The sequence below is a fragment of the Anabaena sp. UHCC 0451 genome (assembly GCF_034931405.1).
In the GTDB taxonomy this organism is placed as follows: domain Bacteria; phylum Cyanobacteriota; class Cyanobacteriia; order Cyanobacteriales; family Nostocaceae; genus RDYJ01.
In genome coordinates this window covers 1-22,933 of the sequence record NZ_JAYGHA010000003.1, presented here as the reverse complement: position 1 = coordinate 22,933, position 22,933 = coordinate 1, and the positions used below count along the sequence as shown (strand labels likewise).

Sequence of the window (22,933 nt, the reverse complement as noted above, 5' to 3'; positions counted from 1 at the left end):
AGAAAATGCTGAGTTTTCCCAACTTCTACTCTCTTCCACTTGCCGAATTGGAAGTAGGGAAGCATCTGTACTGGCAAATAGGTAACTTAAAGCTACATGGACAGGTGTTTCTCACCTCCTGGTTTGTAATTGGCGTGTTGACACTTGTTTCCGTATTGGCAAGCAGCAACATCAAACGCATTCCTAGTGGCATTCAAAACCTGATGGAGTTTGCCCTAGAATTTATCCGGGATTTGGCAAAAAACCAGATCGGCGAGAAAGAATATCGCCCCTGGGTGCCGTTCATTGGCACTTTGTTTTTGTTCATTTTCGTGTCAAATTGGTCAGGGGCATTAGTTCCTTTTAAGCTAATTCATCTGCCAGAAGGTGAACTAACAGCACCCACCAGTGACATCAATACAACTGTTGCTTTAGCATTGTTGACTTCGTTAGCATATTTCTATGCAGGATTCAGCAAAAAAGGGTTAGGGTACTTCGGCAACTATGTGCAACCAGTTTCCTTCATGTTGCCATTCAAGATTATTGAAGATTTCACCAAACCCCTTTCCCTAAGCTTCCGTTTATTCGGTAACATCTTAGCTGATGAACTGGTTGTAGGCGTGCTAGTCTTGCTAGTGCCTCTGTTCGTACCACTTCCAGTTATGGCCTTGGGCTTATTTACCAGCGCCATTCAAGCTTTAATTTTTGCCACCCTCGCAGCAGCCTACATTGGTGAAGCGATGGAAGATCATCATGGCGAAGAGCATGAGGGACACCATTAAACCCCTCAGATGAAAAAAGTTAGGAATCAGGGAACAGGGAACAGGGAACAGGGAACAGAGTAAATATTAATTAAAAACTCTTGCCTCTTGCCTCTTGCCTCTTGCCTTCTTCCACTGACAACTGACAAATCTACAAGTTCAACAAACAACATCTGTAAAGTAAGGAAAGAATATCATGGATCCATTAGTTTCTGCTGCTTCCGTTTTAGCTGCTGCTCTCGCTGTTGGTTTGGCTGCAATTGGACCTGGTATTGGTCAAGGTAATGCAGCAGGACAAGCTGTAGAAGGTATTGCTCGTCAACCTGAAGCTGAAGGCAAAATTCGCGGTACATTGCTACTCAGTTTGGCGTTTATGGAAGCGTTAACCATCTATGGTCTAGTAGTTGCTCTGGTACTGTTGTTTGCTAACCCCTTCGCATAATTAGTACAGAGTACAGAGTATAGAGTGCTGAGTGTTGAGTGAATTATCTCAAGAGTTATGAGTTGCGAGTTTAACTTATAACTCATAACTCATCGCTCAGGACTCAGAACTACAATCAATAGATAGGAACAAGCAACCATGACACATTGGATCACCTTATTGGCAGTAGAAAAAGTTGCCAAGGAAGGGGGCTTGTTTGACTTAGATGCGACTTTGCCCTTAATGGCAATCCAGTTTCTAGTTTTAGCCCTGATACTGAATGCAACTCTTTATAAGCCCCTGGGTAATGCCATTGATGGACGTAACGAATACGTGCGTAATAATCAATTAGAAGCCCAAGAACGCTTGTCAAAGACTGAAAAATTAGCCCAGCAATATGAGCAAGAACTAGCTGGCGCAAGAAGACAAGCTCAAGCCATTATTGCCGCCGCTCAAGCAGAAGCGCAAAAAACGGCAGCACAGAAAATTGCCGCCGCGCAAAAAGAAGCTCAGGCACAAAAAGAAAAAGCATCTGGTGAAATTGAGCAGCAAAAACAACAAGCTTTGGCTTCATTAGAAGCACAGGTAGATGCTCTCAGTCGCCAAATACTAGAGAAGTTGTTAGGTGCTGACTTAGTAAGCCAACGCTAACTCACAGAATTGTCATTAGTCATTAGTCACTGGTCATTAGTCATTGGTCATTAGTGAATCTCAACACAGAAGAGTCAACTATTGCCTTTTGCCCCTTGCCTTTTGCCTTCTGAAACTGACAAGGAATTTTGAATTTGGCAGCACAGTTGTGGACTAAAAATCATGGGGACTTTTTTACTGTTGATGGCGGAAGCAGCCGTCGTCGGAGGTGAACTGGCAGAGGGAGCAGAACATAGTGGTTTTGGTCTAAATACTAATATTTTAGAGACCAACCTAATTAACCTTGCCATTATTATTACTGTGCTGTTTGTTTTCGGACGGAAAGTGTTGGGTACAACCCTCAAATCTCGTCGAGAAAATATTGAAACAGCAATTAAGAGTGCAGAGCAAAGAGCAGCGGAAGCAGCCAAGCAATTGCAAGAGGCGCAACAAAAGCTGACACAAGCTCAAGCTGAAGCGACAAGAATTAAAGCAGAAGCTGAAGAAAGTGCTAAAGCTGCTCAAAAAGCAATCTTAGACCAATCGGCCGCTGACATTGCCAAAATGCAAGCTGCGGGTACTGCTGACTTGAATGCGGAACTTGAGAGAGCGATTTCTCAACTCCGTCAAAAAGTAGTAGCTCAAGCATTACAAAAAGCCGAGGCGCAACTGCAAGCTGGCATTTCCGAGGATGCTCAAACAACTATTATTGACCGCAGCATCGCTCAATTGGGAGGTTAAGCATGAAAAGTAATGCAGCAACAGCTGAAGTAGCCCAGCCTTATGCACAGGCTTTATTATCTATCGCTCAATCACACAACTTAACAGAAGAGATTGGGACTGATGCACGGACTTTGATTAACTTGCTTTCAGGCTCTGGGGAACTCCAAAACTTTTTGGACAATCCCTTTATTCAGGCTGACAACAAGAAGAATCTCCTCAAACAATTATTAGGGGAAGGTGTTAGTCCCTACCTACGCAACTTCTTACTGTTTTTGGTTGATAGAAGACGGATTGCCTTCTTGCAAGCAATTTTACAGCAGTATGTAGCTTTGTTACGGGAACTGAATCAAACTGTATTAGCGGAAATTACTTCTGCGGTTCCTTTGACAGAAGCTCAATTGCAAGCAGTAAAAGAAAAGGCACTGGCTATCACCAAAGCGAGAGAAGTAGAAATAGAAACTAAGATAGATACCGATTTGATTGGTGGTGTAATCATCAAAGTCGGTTCTCAAGTAATTGACGCAAGTTTAAGAGGTCAACTACGTCGCCTTTCTTTAAGTTTAAACAGTAACTAAAAGTTGGGTAATGGGTATTTTTAGATTTTAGATTTTAGATTTTAGATTGAGGTGAAGGTAATTAGAACAATGAAGTTTTGTCTAGTTATTCAAACCAAAAATTAAATCCAAAATCCAAAATCCAAAATCGAATCCCCAATCACTTCTTCCGTCTTAAAAGCAAACTGAACATAGGCATAATGAGCATTTCAATTAGACCAGACGAAATCAGCAGCATTATCCAACAACAAATCGAGCAATATGACCAAGATGTCAAAGTTGCTAACGTTGGTACTGTATTACAAGTTGGTGACGGTATTGCCCGGATTTATGGCTTGGAAAAAGCTATGGCTGGGGAACTTCTAGAATTTGAAGATGGTACTATTGGTATCGCCCAAAACTTAGAAGAAGATAACGTTGGTGCGGTACTGATGGGTGAAGGCCGCAACATCCAAGAAGGTAGTACCGTTACCGCTACTGGGAGAATTGCCCAAGTAGCTGTGGGTGAAGCCTTAATTGGTCGGGTTGTGGATGCTTTGGGTCGCCCCATTGATGGTAAAGGTGAACCAAAAACCACAGAAAGCCGTTTGATTGAATCCCCAGCCCCCGGTATTATTGCGCGTCGTTCCGTACACGAACCAATGCAAACCGGTATCACCGCTATTGACTCCATGATTCCCGTTGGTCGGGGTCAACGTGAGTTGATTATTGGCGATCGCCAAACTGGTAAAACTGCGATCGCTATTGACACCATCATCAACCAAAAAGGTGAAGATGTCGTTTGCGTTTACGTTGCGATCGGTCAAAAAGCTTCCACCGTTGCTAACGTAGTCCAAACCTTACAAGAAAAAGGCGCAATGGACTACACCGTAGTTGTAGCCGCTAACGCCAGTGACCCAGCTACCTTACAATTCCTCGCTCCCTACACAGGCGCTAGTATTGCTGAGTATTTCATGTACAAAGGCAAAGCGACCTTAATCATTTACGATGACCTTTCTAAGCAAGCTCAGGCTTATCGCCAAATGTCCTTGCTGCTACGTCGTCCACCCGGACGGGAAGCTTACCCTGGTGATGTATTCTACATTCACTCTCGCTTGTTGGAACGTGCTGCTAAACTCAGCGATGAACTAGGTAAAGGTAGTATGACTGCCCTACCTATCATTGAAACCCAAGCTGGTGACGTATCGGCATACATTCCTACCAACGTAATTTCTATTACCGACGGTCAGATTTTCTTGTCTTCTGACTTGTTTAACTCTGGTATCCGTCCCGCTGTAAACCCCGGTATCTCTGTATCCCGTGTAGGTTCTGCGGCACAAACCAAGGCCATGAAAAAAGTTGCCGGTAAGATTAAACTGGAATTAGCACAGTTTGACGACCTACAAGCTTTCGCCCAATTTGCTTCTGACTTAGATAAAGCCACCCAAGACCAGTTAGCAAGGGGTGTACGCTTACGGGAACTGTTAAAACAGCCCCAAAACGATCCTCTTTCCGTAGCTGAACAAGTAGCAATTTTGTACGCGGGTATTAACGGTTATTTCGATGACATTGCTACCACCCAAGTCACCAGCTTTGTTAAAGGCTTCCGTGATTACTTGAAGACCGGCAAAAATTCCTACTACCAAGCAGTACAAGGCAGCAAAGTCTTGGGAGATGCTGAAGAAGCAGCCCTCAAAGAAGCTTTAGCTGACTACAAGAAGACCTTTCTAGCTACAGCGTAACAGGTAACAGGTAATGGGTAATGGGTAATAGGTAATAGCAAGAACTCTTACCCAATTACCAATTACCAATGACCAATTACCAATTACCAATGACCTAAATATTATGGCTAATCTCAAATCAATACGCGATCGCATTCAGTCGGTCAAAAACACCAAAAAAATTACCGAAGCTATGCGACTGGTCGCTGCGGCCAGAGTCCGTCGCGCTCAAGAACAAGTAATTGCTACCCGTCCCTTTGCTGACCGCTTGGCACAAGTATTATTTGGTTTGCAAACTCGTCTCCGTTTTGAAGACGTAGACCTACCACTACTGAAAAAACGCGAAGTTAAATCAGTCGGCTTGCTGGTTATTTCCGGTGATAGAGGTCTGTGTGGTGGTTACAACGGTAACGTGATCCGTCGGGCAGAAACCCGTGCGAAGGAACTCCAGACCGAAGGTTTAGAAACTACCTTGGTAGTTGTCGGCCGCAAAGCTACTCAATACTTTCAACGTCGCAACTATAAAATTGATGCGAGTTACACTGGGTTAGAACAAATCCCCACCGCAGCAGAAGCTACTAATATCGCTGATGAACTACTTTCTTTGTTCCTTTCAGAAAAAGTAGACCGCATCGAGTTAGTTTATACCAAATTTGTGTCTTTGGTTAGCTCTCGTCCAGTTGTCCAAACCTTGCTTCCTTTGGATACCCAAGGTTTAGAAGCCGCAGATGATGAAATCTTCCGCTTAACAACTCGTGGTGGTCAGTTCCAAGTCGAACGGGAAAAGGTAACTAGCACAGTTCGTCCTTTACCCCGCGACATGATTTTTGAACAAGACCCTGTACAAATTCTAGATTCTTTGTTGCCTTTGTATTTGAGTAACCAGTTATTAAGAGCATTACAAGAATCAGCAGCTAGTGAATTAGCAGCACGGATGACAGCAATGAGTAACGCCAGCGAAAATGCAGGTGAACTCATTAAAACCTTGTCATTGTCTTACAACAAAGCCCGTCAAGCCGCAATTACCCAGGAACTCCTGGAAGTTGTGGGTGGTGCGGAAGCTCTTACTTAATTTGGTAATTGGTGATTGGGGTAGTTGTGACATTAACTATGGCCAATCATCAATTGCTAATATTTTTGTTTTAATTAGGGCTTGCTGAATAAACATGAAAAGATTACGGGTAAAGGGTTTAAGCCGTTTTCAAGTAAAAAAAAGTGCAAGCTTTTACGAGGTGGAAACTTAAAAACCTTGCATTTAATTGCTACTCAAAGGAAAAATCGCTCCCATCCAACTCTTGAAACTGTTCCCTGTTCCCTGTTCCCTGTTCCCTGCCCTCACGGAAAGACTTTCTCAGCAAACCCTAATTAGGAGTCAGGATTCATAATATAAATTCTTTTGTTTTTGAAATTAAAATTTTTAATTTACATTTGTGTTTATAAATTATTCATGTAAAATTTCAAGAATTGTTATTTTTTGACTCGACAAATAGAAATTTGAACAATTAAATAACTGAAAAAATTAAATTTAGGTTATATTACTTCAATATATATATTAAATCTAAAAAATAATTGGCGAAGTTTATAATTAAAAAATAGTATCTTGATAAAAAGCACTGCAAATTAAATATGCCGACACCTTCAACAAGTGATTTACCTAAACCTAAATCTTGGGATGAATTTGAGGATATTGTATGGGAGATTTATACAAGAAAATGGAATAGTATCAGAAAGAATTGCTACTACGATCACCAAAGATATCATAGCAAATCGGATCGAACACACTATAGTAATACAAAATAATACTGATTTTGAGTATAGAAGCATAGGTTTTTCCATTTGTTATCCAGAGTACATTGAACATCCACCTATTGTTAAGAGTCCGCCTGGGTGTGAAATACGCTTAGAACATCAAAACATGGAATGGGAAGTTCGCATAGAAGATTTCTACCTCTCTTCCTGGACTGCGATCTCTAAGATTAGCAAAATCTTCATCTGTAAATTCTATACCCTCCCATTCCATCCTTTCCCTAAATCGCAAAGTCATTTCCCAGAAAGTTTCTCCATCAGGTTTAATATGTGATTTCTCTGCTGATAATTTATGTTTGAGAAATTGAATAAAATCTAAAACTTCCTGTTGTTTATCTGCTGGTAATTCTCGCAAATTTTCTAAAACAGCTTGTTCAAAGGTCATAGTTTCACCTCTCATCCTAGAATCTAATATAGCATTTCCTAGTCTCAAAATTATCTGCGTTCATCTGCGTCCATCTGCGTTTAATTATTACAGCTTGTACCTCATTTGAATGGGAATTGCTATATAGAACCTTTACCGACTCCTGACACCTGCTATACTCTGTAAAGAAATGTAAACTAAATTATAAAAACTGTGATGCAGGATAAAGTTATTGTCGTCGTTGGTGCTACTGGTGGTATTGGTTCAGCCATAGCTCGGAAACTTGCACCCACAGGGGCTAAGTTGGTACTAGCAGCTAGAGATGCGGTAAATTTAACAACACTAGCAAATGAGTTACCAGGGAAAGTATTGACAGTTCCCACGGATATTACACAACCAGAACAGGTAGAAGCATTAATGCAAGCAACTTTAGCGCACTTCGGTCAAATAGATGTTTTGGTAAATGCGGCTGGTTTAGGCATCCTCAAACCCTACAACAACATAGAACCGGCAGAATTAGATAAAATTTTGGATCTAAATTTAAAAGGTAGCTTCTACACCTCTCAAGCAGCAGCCCAAGAAATGCAAAAACGCAAATCTGGTCATATTTGTAACATAGTCGGGATTTTAGGTAAACATTCAATGGCTATGGCTGCGGCTTATTCCGCTTCTAAATTTGGGGTGGTGGGTTTTAGCAAATGTATGGCGGAAGAACTTAAACGTTTTGGTGTGAAGTTTACGCTGTTTTATTTTGGTGGTGTAGATTCTCCTTTTTGGGACAATGTAAGTTTGAAGGTAGACCGCAAAAAAATGCTCAGTTGTGAAACTGCGGCTAATGCTATTTTCTATGCTTTATCGGCTGAACCTGAAGCTGTACCGATGGAAATTAACATTCAACCAGATAGTCATCTGTTTTTTTAAATTCAAAATTCTTGCTAAGGAAATACACGTAAATTTAGCAGGAAAGGGAAAATTTACTGATAATTAAGCTGTTGCTCTGGATTTTCAGAAATTATGTTCCAAATTGATCACGTTCACTTCTATGTGGAAGATGCCCAAGCTTGGCGCAATTGGTTTGTCAAATATCTGGGGTTTCAAGCGGTAGTTAATCAGATTTTCCCCACCCCTTTGCATCAGGGAAAATCGTTTCACACTGACACTGAAGTTGTGAAAAGTGGTAATGTTATTTTTTTACTATCTTCACCATTATCACCCATCAGCCCGGTAGCCGAGTTTTTGCGTCATCATCCTCCTGGTGTAGCGGATGTTGCTTTTGCTGTAGCAGACGTGGAAGCAGTGACAGCACAAACTGTTGCCAATGGTGCAAAAATTCTTCAACCTGTTCAAGATGGTATAGCTTGCAAATACTCGAAAATTGCGGCTTGGGGTAGATTAAGCCATACATTGATTGAACGCAATATTATTAGTAGTCAGTTAGAATCGGTAATTGATGATAGTTTTACAGCTATAGATCATGTTGTTTTAAATGTAGCTGTTGGTGATTTAAAGACTGCTGTTAGTTGGTATCAACGCATTCTCGATTTTCAACCCCAACAAAGTTTTAAAATTCAAACTGATCGCTCTGGTTTACATAGTCAGGTGATGATTTCATCTAATGGTAGGGTACAATTGCCGATTAATGAGCCGGCTTCACCTAATTCTCAAATTCAGGAGTTTTTAGAGGTGAATCGGGGACCTGGTGTGCAACATATCGCTTTGCGGACTGCAAATTTAATTAGTGCGATCGCTCGTTTTCGTGCTGCTGGTTTATCTTTTCTTTCTGTTCCTAACAGCTACTATACACAGTTAGAACAGCGTTTAGAATTACCTTTATCACCTCTAGAATTACAAGCGATCGCTCAACAAGAAATTTTGGTTGATTGTCAAAAAGATGCACCTCTAGAGGCTTTACTATTGCAGATTTTCACCCAGCCAATTTTTAATGAACCGACCTTTTTCTTTGAATTTATTGAACGTCGTTCTCAAGCTGCTGGTTTTGGTGAAGGTAACTTTCGCGCTTTATTTGCAGCTATTGAAAGCGAACAAATTAAACGCGGTTTTGTCAGGTAAAAGGTGATGAATTTTTCCCAATCTCTAATCCCATTCCCTGCGATAATGTAAAAAAAATTAACATTGTGGAATAATGCTGAGATTAATTACAGATTTTGATGGACCGATTATGGATGTTTCCGAACGCTACTATCGTGTTTATCAATTGTGTTTGCAGAAAACCAGATATCCAGATCAAGCGGTAACGGAACTTTCTAAAGCGGAATTTTGGCAACTCAAGCGATCGCAAACTCCCGAAAAAGAAATTGCTTTCAAATCTGGGTTAGATGCAGAACAAGCACAGGAATTTACCAAAATTCGTAAACAAACGGTACATACACAACCATATTTTCAGTATGATAGCCTCGTTCCCGATGCGTTAGATGCCTTGTCCAAAGTGCAACAAGCTGGAATTGATTTAGCTGTCATGACCATGCGCCGAGTGCGAGAATTAGACTATGCTGTTGATAAATATGATTTAGGTGGCTTTTTCCCAGAAAATCGCCGTTATTGCTTGAGTAATGACTATGTGAAAACCCGTGATGTTGAAGATAAACCGCTATTAATGGCCAGGGCTTTAGCAGAACTTCCACCTGCGGCTGAAACCTGGATGGTGGGAGATACAGAAGCCGATATCACTGCTGCAAAAAAACATGGTATTAAGATGATAGCTGTAGAAAGTGGTATCCGCGATCGCATACAATTAGAGCTATATCAACCTGACTTAATTCTTCAGGATTTGGGATCTGCTGTAGATTTAATTCTGTTTTCATGACCTGCACTATTAACTCAGCAAAAGCAAGAAATATCCATTTAATGGATAACTGCTAAATCAAGATAATTAAACATAAAATGCTCAAAATATAGATGCCCAATTTTTCAAAGAAGTTGGGTATCTGAGTATTATTATGAGACATAATTATAGTCATTAAGTCTGCAAATTTTCACTTTTATTCTTATCGTTGACCACAATAACTATTAAATGCAACTACTAGCCAGACAAAACTCGGTTAATTATGTCCAAACAAGTGACAAACAAGTCTTGAATTACTAGATTTTATTTGCAAAAATCAAAAACAAGATGAGTTGAAATTAAATTAAATCTAATCTCACTTATCAGCGATAAACAACTTACATAGAAACAACAAAGGAATTCTCATGGCTAATATCCAAGTTTCTGAACTACTTCCTGTTGGTTATGAACTATTTAATGATGCTGCTAGTTTTCTGAATGAACTAGCTACTCAACAAATAGAAACTGTTATAGGTGGTGGTCATTCTTGCCATTCTCGTCATAACCATCATTCTCATCATAACCATCATTCTCACCAAGGTTACTCCCGCAGAGAATATTCCAATAATTGGTGGTAAAACTATTCCATAACCCCTCTTTGAGAACTATCAGATAAATCAACGAATTCTCAAGATTACAGACTAAGCAACATTAAGGTTTAACTCCACTTTAAGAGAAGAGGGTTGATACATTCTCGTAAATTTACAGGACTTACGCAACTGGCACATTGGTAGGGTGCGTCAGACTGCATAAATACTGCAAATAAACAGATTCTTGATATCTGACGCACCCTACAACAGATTTTTGGTGTGACACGCAGCTTTAGTCCTAATTTAAAATATTAGCTGTTAGTTAATAGCTAATATTATAGGGGAGAATAATGCTAATTACTCTCCCCTTGTTTATATAGCCCCTTGTTTATATAGATTTAATTGGGAAAATTGCGCTAGGTTGCCCAATATTGGCAATAATTTAGATTATCTATTATACTTCCAGGGATAAACCAATTGTAGAGAATTGATCCGCCAGATAATAGCAGCTAAATTAGTCAACAAACAAGTAATAGCTAAACCCAGCAAAATAAAAGTCGGTAGCATCACCACACCAATACTAAACCAAGTATACACGTGCAGCATCATTACAAAAGCGAAGATACTAGCAAATCCAGCCGCCTGAGATATTTGAACTGTGGGACGGTTTATGACTGTGAAAATGATGGTCAACAACGTAGACAGGATGTTTGCGGGTACGAGAAAAGCACAAATACCTGCACAGTTGGCGCGAGAAAATTCAGATAAAGTTTGGAAATCGAGCATTAATTTATGGTAATAAGATTAGCTAGATGATGGTAAGTTTAACATTTATTTACCTCAATTAACCTTACCGTAAAAGTGAGTAATCACACTGATTATTTTACATATTTTAAAGAATTCACCAAACTAACATCTAAAAATAGATAATCAAAGATGGTGGACAATGCCCACCATTACTAACTTAACCCATCAAAATCACAGTATCAATAACGTGAATAACACCATTATCAGCATCAATATCTGCTGCTAAAACCGTGGCATTTTTCACTTCAAAACCATGATCACAATTAATTTTAATTGGTGAACCTTCTACAGAAGTCACTATACCCAGTTTAGCTAAATCAGCCTGATTCAGCTTTCCGGGAACGACATGATAGGTTAAAATTCTACTTAGCTGAGGAATATTTTGCAACAGAGTTGTAATTGTGCCAGGTGGTAACTTAGCAAAAGCATCATCATTAGGTGCAAAGACAGTGAAAGGACCGGGGCTTTTTAAGGTTTCTACTAACCCAGCAGCTTGCACAGCTGCCACTAAAGTTTTAAACGAATCATTACTAACTGCAATATCAACAATATCAGCCATTAATATCACCTCATATCTACCGAAAGTTCTAAAGAATAGTAAATCATGTTTAAGTTTTATTAATTTGAAATTCTGCTAAAATAACAACTTATGATTTTCCTAAGATTCTTTGATAGTTGAAATGGACAATCTCTGTTATGCAATTCTAGGCACAGGTGCAATAGACATCTCCGAAAATTAAATATGCGTGACCTGAAACCCCTGTAGAGACGTTCCATGGAACGTCTCTACAATCTTTACCGGAGATGTCTAATAGGGGGATTTTATGGCACTAAACCTAATATTTGTGATATGGCGTGAATAATATCTAAATAAAAATTACCTTGGACTGCACGAAATAACTCAAATTTAGAACCAGGTGCGCCAAAAAAGGGACGCAGAAACCATCCTAACTGTACACCGACAAAACCATACAAAAATAACCAGGATCTTAAAATTGTTGTCCTGGTTTTTTTACCAACTTCATCATCTTGTGAAAGTAACTGCATTCCTTCATAGAGAAACTTGACACCAAAAACACCTGTAATGCCAAATATTAACACATTCAATAATTTAAAAAACTGATAAGAATCGGGTGCTGTAATCATAAAAAATAGCGTTACAGGTGCTAAACTAAATAACAAAACACTAATTACTGAAACTGCCGTAAGTAAAACAACAAAATGCTGTTTAACGGTGCTACGAGAACCAAATAAAACATTAAAAAAGAACAAGGTAGGAAAGCAGATCACCAACGTTAATAGATAAAAAGCTGGTAATTTAATTGCACTTGATAATGCTTGTCCAAAACTATGAGAAGCACCGATAATTACCCCATAGATGGCGAAAAATATTGAGCTGGTAACGAACAGAGAACTGATTTTATTTTGTAATCTCACCTCTTGGCGAATTTCTTCTAAAAAACTTTGGCGATCGCGTAGTAAACTGAGTAATACACCAAAGTTTTTTTTAACATAAGCTTGTTGTTCTATCATTGTCATTTACCCTGAATAATTAACGAATTCCCAAAATATAACCAAGAGATTGCAAGACACTTAAATAAAAGTTTCCTTCTCTTTCCCTAAACAGTTGAAAAACCGAATCTGGTGCGCCAAAAAAAGGTCTCAGAGTCCATCCCAACTGACTACCAACAAAAGCATAAAGAAATAACCAACCTTGGATAACTTTCTTGCGAGTTTGACTGCCTTGATTATCTTGTTCTAAAATTATGCTACTGGCATTATACAAAGAATAAATACCAATCAACCCTGTTAAAGCAAAAATAATCACATTTAACAAAATTACAAATTGATAATTATTAGTTGTAATCAAGAAAAACAATGTAATAGGTGCAAAGCTAAATAACAGAACGCTAGTTACTGAAACTGCTGTTAGCACTAAAGCAAAATGTTGTCCAAATGTGCGTTTTGAACCAAATATGATATTAGAAAAATACAATGTTGGTAGACATATTAACAAAGTAATTAAATAGAGTGCAGGTAGTTTCACTGCTGAAGACAAAGCTTGCATCCAGCTATGATATGCACCAATAATTCCGCCGTAAATGGCAAGAAATAACGAACTACAAACCAAAAGGGAAATAATTTTATAAGTTAATCTCACACCTTGGCGAATTTCTTCTAAAAATGCTTGACGTTCTTGCAGTAAACTAATTAGAACATCAAAGTATTTTCCCGTGACTGATTTTTGTTCCATCATTTTATCCTTAAATTTTATTCAGAATAATCACCACCAGAACCAAACTTCCAGCTATCTACTAAACGATGCCAATAATATTGTTGTTCTATAGGGAAATTTTTAACTAAAGATTTTAACATGGAACTGGCAAAAAACAGAAGACTAAAAATACATAAATTTACATAATGTACCAGCCAATCTATTAAACTAACTAAACCTACTTGGGGAATGATTTTAACAACTAGCACAGGATGAGAAAACCCTGTTTTTAACAAAGTTTGCGTTAAGGCTTTAAACTGCACGATATCTTGTAAAAAAGGTTTTAAAACAGGTGTTCCTAATTTTTGCATTTCCGCAAACACAACTGAGAGAAGTTGGTTAATTTGATTAGGTGAAATTTGTTGATTTACTCCCACACTCATAGCCTTTTGAAATAACCAAGTTACACTTAAACTAGGTTGATATGGCTGAAGTATAGTTAAAGCAGAAATTGATAATTGATTTGTTTGTAATGCTTCCTCAATTCCCAAGGTCAACCTTTCTAAATGACGCACCATTGCACCAAAACCACCAAAACTCAAAGGTGATTGATTTCCGCTACTATCTCCCACTGGTAAAATACGATTCCAAGGAGTTTGTAGAGGACTTTCGCAGTAACTGGGAAAGAAACCAAACAACGCCCGTTTAAAATTTAACTGACTAAGTTCTACACCTTGATATTCTGGTAAAAGGCTAAGATATTCCTCAAATAAATTTTCTAGACTCAACCGTTGGGGTTCTGCATCCATATAGGTAAATAAATAAGTTGTTCTTCCGTCCTTAGCTGGAAAAGCTTCCCAAAAGTATTGACATTGATTTTGTAAAGGGGTAAAAGATAACAACAAATCCCCTGAGTCATTTTTCGGAAAACCTGAAGCACAACTTCCGACAACTAAACAAAGTGCATCTGGTTTTTTTCCTTGACGCGCTTGTTTACTAATAGGTGAAAGATGTCCCATTGCATCAAGTAATAATCTGGCTTTAAACTCATTATTTACCATTACCCCATCGGGGTGAACCACTGCTTCGCTAAAGGGTGTATTTTCAAACAACTTTCCTCCAGCAGCGAGAAAGCGAGTTTTTAAAGTTTCTAATAGATAAACAGGGTCAACACCAATATTGAGGACATCTTCTACCCAAACTTCTTTACCACCTGAAAAGCTGACTCGTGCAGGGTTATATTCGGTGACTATGGTTGTTTGTAATTCTGTTTCTGTTAATAAGTCTAATTCTAAAAACACTGACAACTCTTTGCGAGAAATATTCCATTCCTGTTCTCTCCCTTGCAAAATTCCTCTTTCTAATAATGCTACCCGCACACCACGCACAGCTAAAGCACAACCAATCAAAATTCCTAATGTTCCACCGCAGATTATTACATCCCAGTCTACAGAATTTAAAGGTTCGGGGTTTTCCTTGACTACATCTGCTATCGTTTGCTTCTCGTTTCGCAGAGATGTTAAAATTTGGTCTGTGCGACGTAAACCACCTAAAACATTTCCGGGAAGTTGGGAAAGAATTTCTTCAGTTAAGGACATAATAGTTAATTTGTAATTTTGTTTGAATCTAAAAATAAGATACCCGATTTTTAGGTTTTTCAGGTAGTATGATCTTATTATAAACTACGCACAAAATATCCCCAACTTCTTTCCAAGATTTTTCTATTTAACAAATAATCAATCTTAGAAGTCGGGGATTTAAATCAGGTGAGGTGTATCTGTGATGGTTCTATTGTCTTCTCTTATTTATATGATATTTTGAGAAATTTAATTTAATGGGATATCTACAATGGTAATAAAAACAAGATATAGAGATAAATACCAAACTTATTTTACATCAGATCAAGCTTTATCTTCATATATGGTTTCACTATTGAGACTAGAAGTGAATGATAAACTACTTGAACCCTGTGCAGGAGAAGGACATCTTTTAGCAGCAGCACTTGATATTAATAAAGATATATCATCTGTCGCTTATGAATTACATCCTGAACACGCAAAAAATCTCAAATTAAAGTTTAGTAACTTAAAAAATGTAGAAATAAGAGAAAGGGATACTATATTTTGCCCAGATTTAGACCTTTGTGAGTCTTTTGATCACAAATTTACAAAGATTTTGGGCAATCCTCCCTATGGAGGTTGGCAAGAATATGAGCGTCGTACAGAATTAAAAAGAAAATATCCGGGATTTTATATTAAAGAGACATATACTGTTTTTTTGCTACGTTGTCTCAAATTACTTGCACAAAAAGGAAGACTTGTATTTATTATTCCTGACACTTTTTTGTATCTTCACAGTTATATTACTATTAGACGTTATATTCTCGAAGAATTTACAATTGAAAGTATAGATGTCTTTCGTTCATCTCTATTTCCTGGTATTTCATTTGGTTATGCTGGTCTTTGTATTATTTCTATACGTGCTGAAAAACCGAAATACAACCATTCTTTTTCTGTAAAATTTGTTGACTCTTTAGGAGATTTTACAGAATCTCCAAATATGAAATCTAATGGTAATAATATCATTCAGAAAGATATTTTTGATAGAGAATCTCTATCTATTCCTATATCGGCTAATGAATCAGTTTTTAATAAATTGTCAAATAATATAATTAAAATGGCTGATATTGCTGACTGTGTGACAGGTTTCTACTCAGGAAATGATAGAGTTTTTCTGCGGAAAGCATCTGCTTTAGTCAAAGGTTCTGCTGATTATTTAGTCGTTAATTCTACTTCTATTGAAACTAAACCTTCCACATTAAAAAATCCTTTAAATGGAATAGAAGGATCAAAACATTTTATTCCTATTCTAAAAGGCGGTGGTTATAATTTTATGAAACCAACTCAATGGTATGTAGATTGGAGTCAGGATGCAGTTGCACATTATAAAACAAATAAAAAATCAAGATTTCAAAACTCATCCTACTATTTTAAAACAGGAATTGGCTTTCCTATGGTGACATCTAAACGTCCTACAACTGCATTAATTGAGGAAAGTCTTTTTGATCAATCTATAGTAGGAATTTTTCCTAAATCTTCAGTTGATTTATATTTTCTATTAGCTTATTGTAACTCGCCAGTATTTTGGGTTTGCTTAAAAGATATTAATCCATCTGCAAATAATTCTGCTAGGTATATTTTAAAAACTCCTGTGATTTTACCAGATGAGGATACTCTAAAATATATCTCTTTGAAAACTCAAGAATTACTAGTAGAACTCAGACAAGGTAATAAACAAGTATTATGTGAAATTCTACAACAAGAAATTATTGATTCTATTATGAAATATGTTAACAAGCAGGTATCTCATAAACTGGTAGATACATCTGTTATCAATCTTCTTTCACAGTTCTAAAATTATAAAACGTGTTCATCCTACCATAACATAAAAATCGCAAATAGAATAAGGTCAAATTTCATTGAAAAATATACCTTATTATATCTACGGTCAAGAAAATTATTTTTTAACCCTTAGAGGGTGTTTGAAAAGTCGGTAAGTTGGTAAAAAAGCCCTCTCGGTATACGCTGTGAATAGATAATAGACAGCACCGAGAGAGCAACATGAGTAAAGCATACCCCAGCAATCTGACCCTTGCACAATATGAATTTCTGAGTGACATGATTCCAGAACCTAAACCAGGTGGTCGCAAGCGTGAAGTCGATATGTGGTCTGTTTTGAACGCGATCTTTCTTCTATGTTCTGCTAGAAGGAGTGAGATGGCGAGCGGTGCCAGGGGACTTTCCAGCTTGGCAAACTGTGTACACTTATTTTCGCAACTGGCGCAGGGACGGAACTTGGGCGAAAATTCATGATAGTCTCCGAGAATATACGAGAATTGAAGCGGAACGCCATCCGAGTCCATCAGAAGCCATAATCGATAGTCAAAGTGTAAAAAGTGCGGCGATGGTAAGCCGGGAAGTAGGATTTGATGCAGGTAAAAAAATCAAGGGGCGCAAGCGGTTTATGACTGTTGATACGTTGGGGTTAGTGCTGCGCGTGTTAGTAACTGCCGCCAGTGTGCCAGAGCGTTCAGGCTGCAAACAAGTACTCAAGCGTGTCAAAAAAATGGGTAACAAGGTTTCTCGCTTGACGACCATTTGGACTGATGGCGGCTTTGAGGGTCCAGCCTTCATGATGTGGGTTATGGACTTTTGCCGTTGGATTGTGCAGGTAGTGCTACGACCAGAACAAACCAAGGGTTTCCTCTTGCTCAAAAAACGTTGGGTGGTGGAGCGCACTTTTGGTTGGGTCATGGGGTGTCGCCGATTGGTCAGAGACTATGAACTTCTGCCGGAAACATCAGAGACGTTTATTTACCTTGCCATGATCCGGATCATGGTGCGGCGACTGGCATAAATTTTGACCCCTCAAAATTTTTCAAACACCCTCTTAAATCCTATATAAAATTTTTCGGTATGATTCTATTATAAGCTACGCACTAAAGATCCCTGATTTCTTTTCAAGATTTTTATATCATATCCATAATTAATCTTAGAAGTCGGGGATCTAAATCAGGTGAGGTGAATGTTTTCAGGTGTATCTGTGATGGTTCTATTGTCTTCTCTTATTTACATGATAGTTGGTGATGGTTGGGTGAGATAATGTGAACAGATATAGGGTTTTTGGGTTGTAATAAGTCCGTTATTAATGGTGGGTATTGTTGGGCTTTCTTGCGTCAACCCAACCTACAAACTACTACTTTTTAATACCTTTAATAAATGCTGTTCTTGCATCAATAATGTAAGGCATTAAAACACAAATCGCCAACAAATCTATATCGACATCTGGCAATAATTCACTTTGATTAATTTGCTCATAATTATCATTTCTGAGATGATATAGAGACAATTGATTATTTTCCCAAAACCAAACTTCGGTAATATTAAATCTTTTGTATTTTTCTAGTTTATCAATACTGCCACTGGTAATATTAATTTCAATTGCTAAATCTGGATTTGCTTTTTTCTCTCCGATGTAATAAGATTCATCAGGTTCAAAGGAAGCACTTTTTTCTTTTGCGCGACGAGTAGCACTACCTACTGGAATAAAGTTTATCCCTTTTTCAAAAAGATATGCTTCTATCAAAATAGCGATAATTTTTTTGATATTTTCGTGTTGTTCACCAAGTGTCATAAATTCGATGCACCCATCAAGATAAGTTATCCGCAAATTTCCTGCGTCTGCGGTTAAGGTTTCTATTATTTCAAATTCTTTCCAGGTGTAATAACCAGGTAGAAGAAATCGCTGTTCGGAAATTGCGGTAGTTTTGTCTAGGATTTTGAGAGTCATAGTAATTTTATGGTTATGACTTTAACTTTAATTATAACTCATGCTCAAAGATCCCCGACTTCTTTTCAAGATTTTTCTATCATATCCATAATCAATCTTAGAAGTCGGGGATCTAAATCAGGTGAGGTGAATGTTTGCAGGCGTTCTAATTAATGCACCAACTCAATAGCCCGCTTAGTCAACGCCTCCGCAGTCAACCCATTAAACGCCATCAACTCACCGGCACTAGCGGTAGTTTCCCCACGCTTCCAGGCGAAAGAATCACGCTTAGAATTACTGAGTAACATGATTGGTTCTAACATCGCCGCAGCGCCACCAACCAATTAACCTATGACTTCAAAAGCGGTTATTCAGTTTTAAAAATTCTTACCCTGGGGTCGGGAACTCTAAATTGTGATCAAGCCTAATTATCGCTCATTCACGTTTTGAAGGCCGTATCCAAATTTTTGCTCCAAGGAGTACCCAAGGCTCACACATTCATAGTATCTAAGATTTACAGCTTTGTCAAGTCTCTAAAATAAACATTTCAAATTTCCGTAACTCTAAGTTATATACTCATCTTTAACGCATCTGTCTTATGACATAATTAATACTGAAATTTTTAACATTGTCATGGTTCTATTGTCTTCTCTTATTTACATGATATTTGGTGATGGTTGGGTGAGATGATGTGAACAGATACAGGGTTTTTGAGTTTTAATAAGTGCATTATTAATGGTGGGTTATGTTGTTGTTCACCCACCTTCAAGAACTTTTTTAAGATGAAATCCAGTTTTCTAATTTTAGCTCGGAAATTCGGCTATAATGACGAGTGTTGTTAGTTACTAAAATATAGTTTCTAGTGAGTGCAACACTAGCAATTAATAAATCAAAATCTGCTACTGGTTGTCCTATTTTTCTAAGTTCTGCTTTTAATTCTCCAAATTTTTTGACAGCATTATTATCTAAATGTATAACTTCAATATCTTGAATGAATTTTTCTGCACGAGTTAAATTTTCCGTTACTTTTTGAGAATTGTAAGCACCAAAATACAATTCAGCAACGGTGATGTTGCAAATAGAAATTTGCTCCCATCCTATTTGTTGAATTTTATCTCTGACGGAATTAATGTTTTTAATCCAGTAAATGCAGGTGTCAGTATCTAATAAATAAGTCATAAGCTAATATCGTAGTTAGAAATAGTACGGCTATCATAAATCTCTTTGACTATTTCTGCTGCTGTGCGTTCATCTTCCCAAGCACCATATTTTTCTATAAATGTGTCTAGTGGATGTGATTTTTGGGTAGATGAGAAAGTTATCTCATTTTCTATGTGTTGATTTTCTGGTTTTGGATAACGTTTTTTGAGTAATTGAATAAAATCAAGTAGTAAGATTTGCGCTTCTTCTGGTAAGGTATCAATATCTTTAGATATTTCTGCAATTTTTATTACCATGATTAACTCCTCAATTGAGTAAATTTTTTCGGTATGATTCTATTATAAGCTACGCCCTGGGTGATGGTTCTCAAGTGAGGTGAATATTTCCAGGTGTATCTGTCATGGTTTTATTGTTTTCTCTTATTCACATGATCGCTCTATTAATCCCTTGTAATGGTTGAGTGAGATAATGTAAACAGATGCAGAGTAAGGTTTTCAGGTGCGAACTGCTTGCAGCAGCGCTTCGCTATCGCCCCAGTAATCCCTAGTAATGGTTAAGTGAGATAATATGAACTGAATCAATCAAAAATGATTAATTAATGATTAATTGCTGTTTAAACTAAGATATCTCCGCAAAATATTTTGACCTTGTTCTAATAATTCTGCTTCTAATTCTCCTAATTGTTGAGTTAAACGAATTTTGTCAAAAGTCATGGGTTCAACGCAGATTAAAAGACTATCCACAGAAAGTCCATTTTGCGCTGATGTAGGTACTTCAACTACCGCAGGTGAAATACGAGGATTATTAGGTTTTGCGGAAGTAAAAGGTAAAACTGTGACTTTGCTGCGTTGGTTATTAAACAAAGTCCCAGAAATTATCAGTGCTGGACGAGTTTTTTGAATTTCTGTACCTACAGATGGATCAAATGTTACTATCCAGATGCTTCCCATTCGGTAATCGCTATGTTTTGCCATTCACTTTCCCAACCTAATTCTAATTCATCAACCAAAGTGCAAGCTGCGGCTAGTGCTTCATCTTGTTGTTTTTCTTGCCATTGTTTCAAGAGATTTTCAATCAACGCACTACGGTTTTCAACTTTTTGATCAATGTAATTTAGTAGTTCATCTGGCAATGAAATTGAGATTTTAGCCATATCTTACCCACAGTCATACTATAAGTAGTATAGCTGATTTTGATATTTTTAGTCTAGTAGTTTGTAAATATAGGATTTGATTTAGTTCGGGTGATAATTCTCCGATGAGGTGAATATTTACACAATCGCCCCAGAAATCCCTCCAACCTAATTACTCATATTTCTAAGTCCTCATCTAATATTGTTTCAATGTCTCTTGCACTATGAATAACTCGCAAAATATCAATTTCTGATTCAGTGATACGATAAAAAATCAGATATTTTCTAAATCCTTTAATTGATTGTTGTCGAATATCTGCTAAATTGGGATGGGGAAAATCTGTCAATTTCCCTATAGCTGGAGTTTTTGCTAATTGTTTAAATGTTGTTTCTGCTGCTATTAAAAAGCGGTCGGAAACGTCTAAACTATCTTCTGCTATGTAGGTAGCTAAATCTATCAAGTCACGGATAACTTGAGGTCTTTTTTTAATTGCAAACATCATGGCTAATTTGCACTTTGACGTTTGTTAGTTTTTTCACGAACTGCTTGACGAATATCTTCCCAATCTTGTGCAGTCATTTCTGTTGCATTTCCTGAGTTTAATCCTTCTAAGAGCATTGTTTGTAGTCGTTCATTTGCTCTCTGTTTTTGGTCTTGTCGCACTAATTCCCGAAAATATTCACTGACGCTGCTGTAACCACCTTGCGCTACCTGTTCTTCTATATAATCGCGCATGGTGTCAGGTAAGGAAATATTCATACTTTTCATAATCTGACTTCCTAAATCTACTTTTTTATATCATGGCAGATTTTGTCATTTTCTGCGATCGCCATGAAAATAAGTATTTATGATAATTAATTTTAGTAGCTAAATATACCTATAGTTCTCTAGTGAGGTGAATCTTTCGATGGTGTATCTGTGATGGTTCTATTGTCTTCTCTTATTCACATGATAGCAGCGAACTGCTTGCAGCAGCGCTTCGCTATCGCTCTAGTAATTCCTAGTAGTGGTTAAGTGAGATAATGTGAACAGATACAGGGTTTTTGGGTTGAAATTTAGCATTATTAATTATAGGTATTGTTTGGTTTTGTCAACCCAACTTACTAACTTTTATTTTCATGAAACTAATTCATCAATTTTTGCTGTTTCTTGATTTTTTTGATTTTGATAAAATTCTTCAAATAAGGTAAAAAATCTATCTACTGCGCTTTTTTCATCGGCTGAATGGAACAGAAGAATACTTGACCATAATTGACCTGTTTCTACATTGAATTTGTGTCTTATCCATTGTAAAAAAGTTTGAAATTCTGTTTCTTCTGCTGTTAAGGGAATACCAATTTCTCGACGGGCAAAATAGTATCCATCTAAAAATGCTTGAAGGCTAAAAATAGAATTTTTACCTATATACATTGCAGGTCTTTTTTTGATATTCTGCAGTAAGTTGTAGAGATTATCCATGTTTAACTCACTAAATTTCTAGGTTAAAAGTAAGTTTCTGTGATTTGAAACTCTAATCCTGCATCTAATATAGGTGAATAGAGATTCTGTATCCAGTTTAATCGGGCAATGCCTTGATGGTGAATATTGTCAAAAACAAGTTCTCCGTCATTTATCTCTATTATAACACCTTCATGATGACCTGTGGTAGCAATCAATTCTCCAATACTATCATCATAAATTCTGCCATAAATTGGATCTTGATAATTTGTATTTATTTTAATATGCTTACCATGAATACTTTGTCTGATTAAAAATTCTTTGATTGCTCTAGCACAGGGTATACAATCAAATATTCCGTAACTACTGGCAATTGCTATAATTTGTTGATAGATGATATCCTCTTTATTCAAAATTACTCCCGTTGTCAAATTTTAATATTTCTACCCTGATTACTATCGAGAAAAATTTTATCTATCATAAATTTCTTCTCGATTAAATTTGTATTCTGGGGGAAGTGGGAAGGAGTAGTTATTAGAGGA

General features: G+C 37.4%; 28 protein-coding genes and 1 pseudogene. 13 read left to right on the top strand and 16 right to left on the bottom strand.

Annotated elements, in window-relative coordinates; genetic code table 11:
• Positions 1-5: 5 nt before the first annotated feature.
• The 7 genes from atpB (at position 6) to VB694_RS02935 (ending at position 5,840) form a co-directional block, all read left to right on the top strand.
• Positions 6-761, top strand: a complete 756-nt coding sequence (gene atpB / locus VB694_RS02965) for a F0F1 ATP synthase subunit A (RefSeq protein WP_323358826.1) — start codon at positions 6-8, stop codon at positions 759-761.
• 175 nt (positions 762-936) lie between these two features.
• Complete coding sequence (gene atpE, locus VB694_RS02960) at positions 937-1,182, top strand: ATP synthase F0 subunit C (RefSeq protein ID WP_010994186.1); 246 nt, start codon at positions 937-939, stop codon at positions 1,180-1,182.
• 138 nt (positions 1,183-1,320) lie between these two features.
• Positions 1,321-1,812, top strand: coding sequence for a F0F1 ATP synthase subunit B' (locus VB694_RS02955; RefSeq protein WP_323358825.1), 492 nt, complete (start codon positions 1,321-1,323; stop codon positions 1,810-1,812).
• A gap of 162 nt (positions 1,813-1,974) precedes the next feature.
• The gene (locus VB694_RS02950; protein WP_323358824.1) at positions 1,975-2,532 is read left to right on the top strand and encodes a F0F1 ATP synthase subunit B; all 558 of its coding nucleotides are present in this window, start codon (positions 1,975-1,977) and stop codon (positions 2,530-2,532) included.
• A gap of 2 nt (positions 2,533-2,534) precedes the next feature.
• On the top strand, positions 2,535-3,089 hold the full coding sequence (gene atpH / locus VB694_RS02945; RefSeq protein ID WP_323358823.1) for an ATP synthase F1 subunit delta: 555 nt from the start codon (positions 2,535-2,537) through the stop codon (positions 3,087-3,089).
• 179 nt (positions 3,090-3,268) lie between these two features.
• Complete coding sequence (gene atpA, locus VB694_RS02940; protein WP_323358822.1) at positions 3,269-4,789, top strand: F0F1 ATP synthase subunit alpha; 1,521 nt, start codon at positions 3,269-3,271, stop codon at positions 4,787-4,789.
• Between the two features lie 103 nt (positions 4,790-4,892).
• A complete protein-coding gene (locus VB694_RS02935) occupies positions 4,893-5,840 on the top strand; it encodes a F0F1 ATP synthase subunit gamma (RefSeq protein ID WP_323358821.1) in 948 nt (315 codons plus the stop codon).
• An 828-nt stretch (positions 5,841-6,668) separates the two neighbouring features.
• Here the strand turns inward: VB694_RS02935 and VB694_RS02930 are convergent.
• Positions 6,669-6,959, bottom strand: coding sequence for a hypothetical protein (locus VB694_RS02930; protein ID WP_323358820.1), 291 nt, complete (start codon positions 6,957-6,959; stop codon positions 6,669-6,671).
• 195 nt (positions 6,960-7,154) lie between these two features.
• On the opposite strand from VB694_RS02930, the gene VB694_RS02925 reads away from it, so the two are divergent.
• The 4 genes from VB694_RS02925 (at position 7,155) to VB694_RS02910 (ending at position 10,358) form a co-directional block, all read left to right on the top strand.
• Positions 7,155-7,859 carry an SDR family oxidoreductase gene (locus VB694_RS02925; RefSeq protein WP_323358819.1) on the top strand — a complete coding sequence of 235 codons (705 nt, stop codon included), beginning with the start codon at positions 7,155-7,157 and terminating at the stop codon, positions 7,857-7,859.
• Between the two features lie 93 nt (positions 7,860-7,952).
• Complete coding sequence (hppD, locus tag VB694_RS02920; RefSeq protein ID WP_323358818.1) at positions 7,953-9,008, top strand: 4-hydroxyphenylpyruvate dioxygenase; 1,056 nt, start codon at positions 7,953-7,955, stop codon at positions 9,006-9,008.
• A gap of 73 nt (positions 9,009-9,081) precedes the next feature.
• Positions 9,082-9,762: an HAD family hydrolase gene (locus tag VB694_RS02915; protein ID WP_323358817.1), complete on the top strand. Its 681-nt coding sequence runs from the start codon at positions 9,082-9,084 to the stop codon at positions 9,760-9,762.
• 383 nt (positions 9,763-10,145) lie between these two features.
• The gene (locus tag VB694_RS02910; RefSeq protein ID WP_323358816.1) at positions 10,146-10,358 is read left to right on the top strand and encodes a hypothetical protein; all 213 of its coding nucleotides are present in this window, start codon (positions 10,146-10,148) and stop codon (positions 10,356-10,358) included.
• A gap of 399 nt (positions 10,359-10,757) precedes the next feature.
• Here VB694_RS02910 and VB694_RS02905 read toward each other — a convergent pair whose 3' ends face one another.
• From VB694_RS02905 to VB694_RS02885, 5 genes are all read right to left on the bottom strand, one after another.
• Positions 10,758-11,096, bottom strand: a complete 339-nt coding sequence (locus tag VB694_RS02905; protein WP_323358815.1) for a hypothetical protein — start codon at positions 11,094-11,096, stop codon at positions 10,758-10,760.
• A 178-nt stretch (positions 11,097-11,274) separates the two neighbouring features.
• Positions 11,275-11,676, bottom strand: a complete 402-nt coding sequence (locus VB694_RS02900; RefSeq protein ID WP_323358814.1) for a fasciclin domain-containing protein — start codon at positions 11,674-11,676, stop codon at positions 11,275-11,277.
• Between the two features lie 263 nt (positions 11,677-11,939).
• The gene (locus VB694_RS02895) at positions 11,940-12,650 is read right to left on the bottom strand and encodes an actin-binding WH2 domain-containing protein (RefSeq protein ID WP_323358813.1); all 711 of its coding nucleotides are present in this window, start codon (positions 12,648-12,650) and stop codon (positions 11,940-11,942) included.
• A 19-nt stretch (positions 12,651-12,669) separates the two neighbouring features.
• The gene (locus tag VB694_RS02890) at positions 12,670-13,374 is read right to left on the bottom strand and encodes an actin-binding WH2 domain-containing protein (protein ID WP_323358812.1); all 705 of its coding nucleotides are present in this window, start codon (positions 13,372-13,374) and stop codon (positions 12,670-12,672) included.
• 14 nt (positions 13,375-13,388) lie between these two features.
• Positions 13,389-14,930 (bottom strand): FAD-dependent oxidoreductase, encoded by a 1,542-nt coding sequence (locus VB694_RS02885; protein ID WP_323358811.1) that lies wholly within the window; start codon positions 14,928-14,930, stop codon positions 13,389-13,391.
• Positions 14,931-15,180: 250 nt separating this feature from the next.
• On the opposite strand from VB694_RS02885, the gene VB694_RS02880 reads away from it, so the two are divergent.
• The gene (locus tag VB694_RS02880; protein WP_323358810.1) at positions 15,181-16,746 is read left to right on the top strand and encodes an Eco57I restriction-modification methylase domain-containing protein; all 1,566 of its coding nucleotides are present in this window, start codon (positions 15,181-15,183) and stop codon (positions 16,744-16,746) included.
• A gap of 206 nt (positions 16,747-16,952) precedes the next feature.
• A pseudogene (locus VB694_RS02875) lies at positions 16,953-17,748 on the top strand (IS5 family transposase).
• Between the two features lie 339 nt (positions 17,749-18,087).
• Here the strand turns inward: VB694_RS02875 and VB694_RS02870 are convergent.
• The 10 genes from VB694_RS02870 to VB694_RS02825 form a co-directional block, all read right to left on the bottom strand.
• Positions 18,088-18,681 carry a Uma2 family endonuclease gene (locus tag VB694_RS02870; RefSeq protein ID WP_323358809.1) on the bottom strand — a complete coding sequence of 198 codons (594 nt, stop codon included), beginning with the start codon at positions 18,679-18,681 and terminating at the stop codon, positions 18,088-18,090.
• A 149-nt stretch (positions 18,682-18,830) separates the two neighbouring features.
• Positions 18,831-18,983, bottom strand: a complete 153-nt coding sequence (locus tag VB694_RS02865; RefSeq protein WP_416233462.1) for a hypothetical protein — start codon at positions 18,981-18,983, stop codon at positions 18,831-18,833.
• Positions 18,984-19,437: 454 nt separating this feature from the next.
• Positions 19,438-19,839 carry a type II toxin-antitoxin system VapC family toxin gene (locus tag VB694_RS02860; RefSeq protein WP_323358808.1) on the bottom strand — a complete coding sequence of 134 codons (402 nt, stop codon included), beginning with the start codon at positions 19,837-19,839 and terminating at the stop codon, positions 19,438-19,440.
• Positions 19,836-20,117: a hypothetical protein gene (locus VB694_RS02855; RefSeq protein WP_323358807.1), complete on the bottom strand. Its 282-nt coding sequence runs from the start codon at positions 20,115-20,117 to the stop codon at positions 19,836-19,838. Before VB694_RS02855 ends, VB694_RS02860 begins: the two co-directional genes overlap by 4 nt.
• A gap of 306 nt (positions 20,118-20,423) precedes the next feature.
• On the bottom strand, positions 20,424-20,795 hold the full coding sequence (locus VB694_RS02850; RefSeq protein ID WP_323358806.1) for a type II toxin-antitoxin system PemK/MazF family toxin: 372 nt from the start codon (positions 20,793-20,795) through the stop codon (positions 20,424-20,426).
• The gene (locus VB694_RS02845; protein ID WP_271778569.1) at positions 20,753-20,974 is read right to left on the bottom strand and encodes a CopG family ribbon-helix-helix protein; all 222 of its coding nucleotides are present in this window, start codon (positions 20,972-20,974) and stop codon (positions 20,753-20,755) included. Before VB694_RS02845 ends, VB694_RS02850 begins: the two co-directional genes overlap by 43 nt.
• A 155-nt stretch (positions 20,975-21,129) precedes the next feature.
• Positions 21,130-21,456 (bottom strand): type II toxin-antitoxin system RelE/ParE family toxin, encoded by a 327-nt coding sequence (locus VB694_RS02840; RefSeq protein WP_271778570.1) that lies wholly within the window; start codon positions 21,454-21,456, stop codon positions 21,130-21,132.
• 2 nt (positions 21,457-21,458) lie between these two features.
• Entirely contained in the window at positions 21,459-21,722 is a 264-nt protein-coding gene (locus VB694_RS02835; protein ID WP_016950077.1) for a type II toxin-antitoxin system ParD family antitoxin, read from the bottom strand.
• Between the two features lie 348 nt (positions 21,723-22,070).
• Positions 22,071-22,364, bottom strand: a complete 294-nt coding sequence (locus VB694_RS02830) for a hypothetical protein (protein WP_323358805.1) — start codon at positions 22,362-22,364, stop codon at positions 22,071-22,073.
• A gap of 71 nt (positions 22,365-22,435) precedes the next feature.
• Positions 22,436-22,804, bottom strand: a complete 369-nt coding sequence (locus tag VB694_RS02825) for a papain fold toxin domain-containing protein (protein WP_323358804.1) — start codon at positions 22,802-22,804, stop codon at positions 22,436-22,438.
• Between the last annotated feature and the right edge of the window lie 129 nt (positions 22,805-22,933).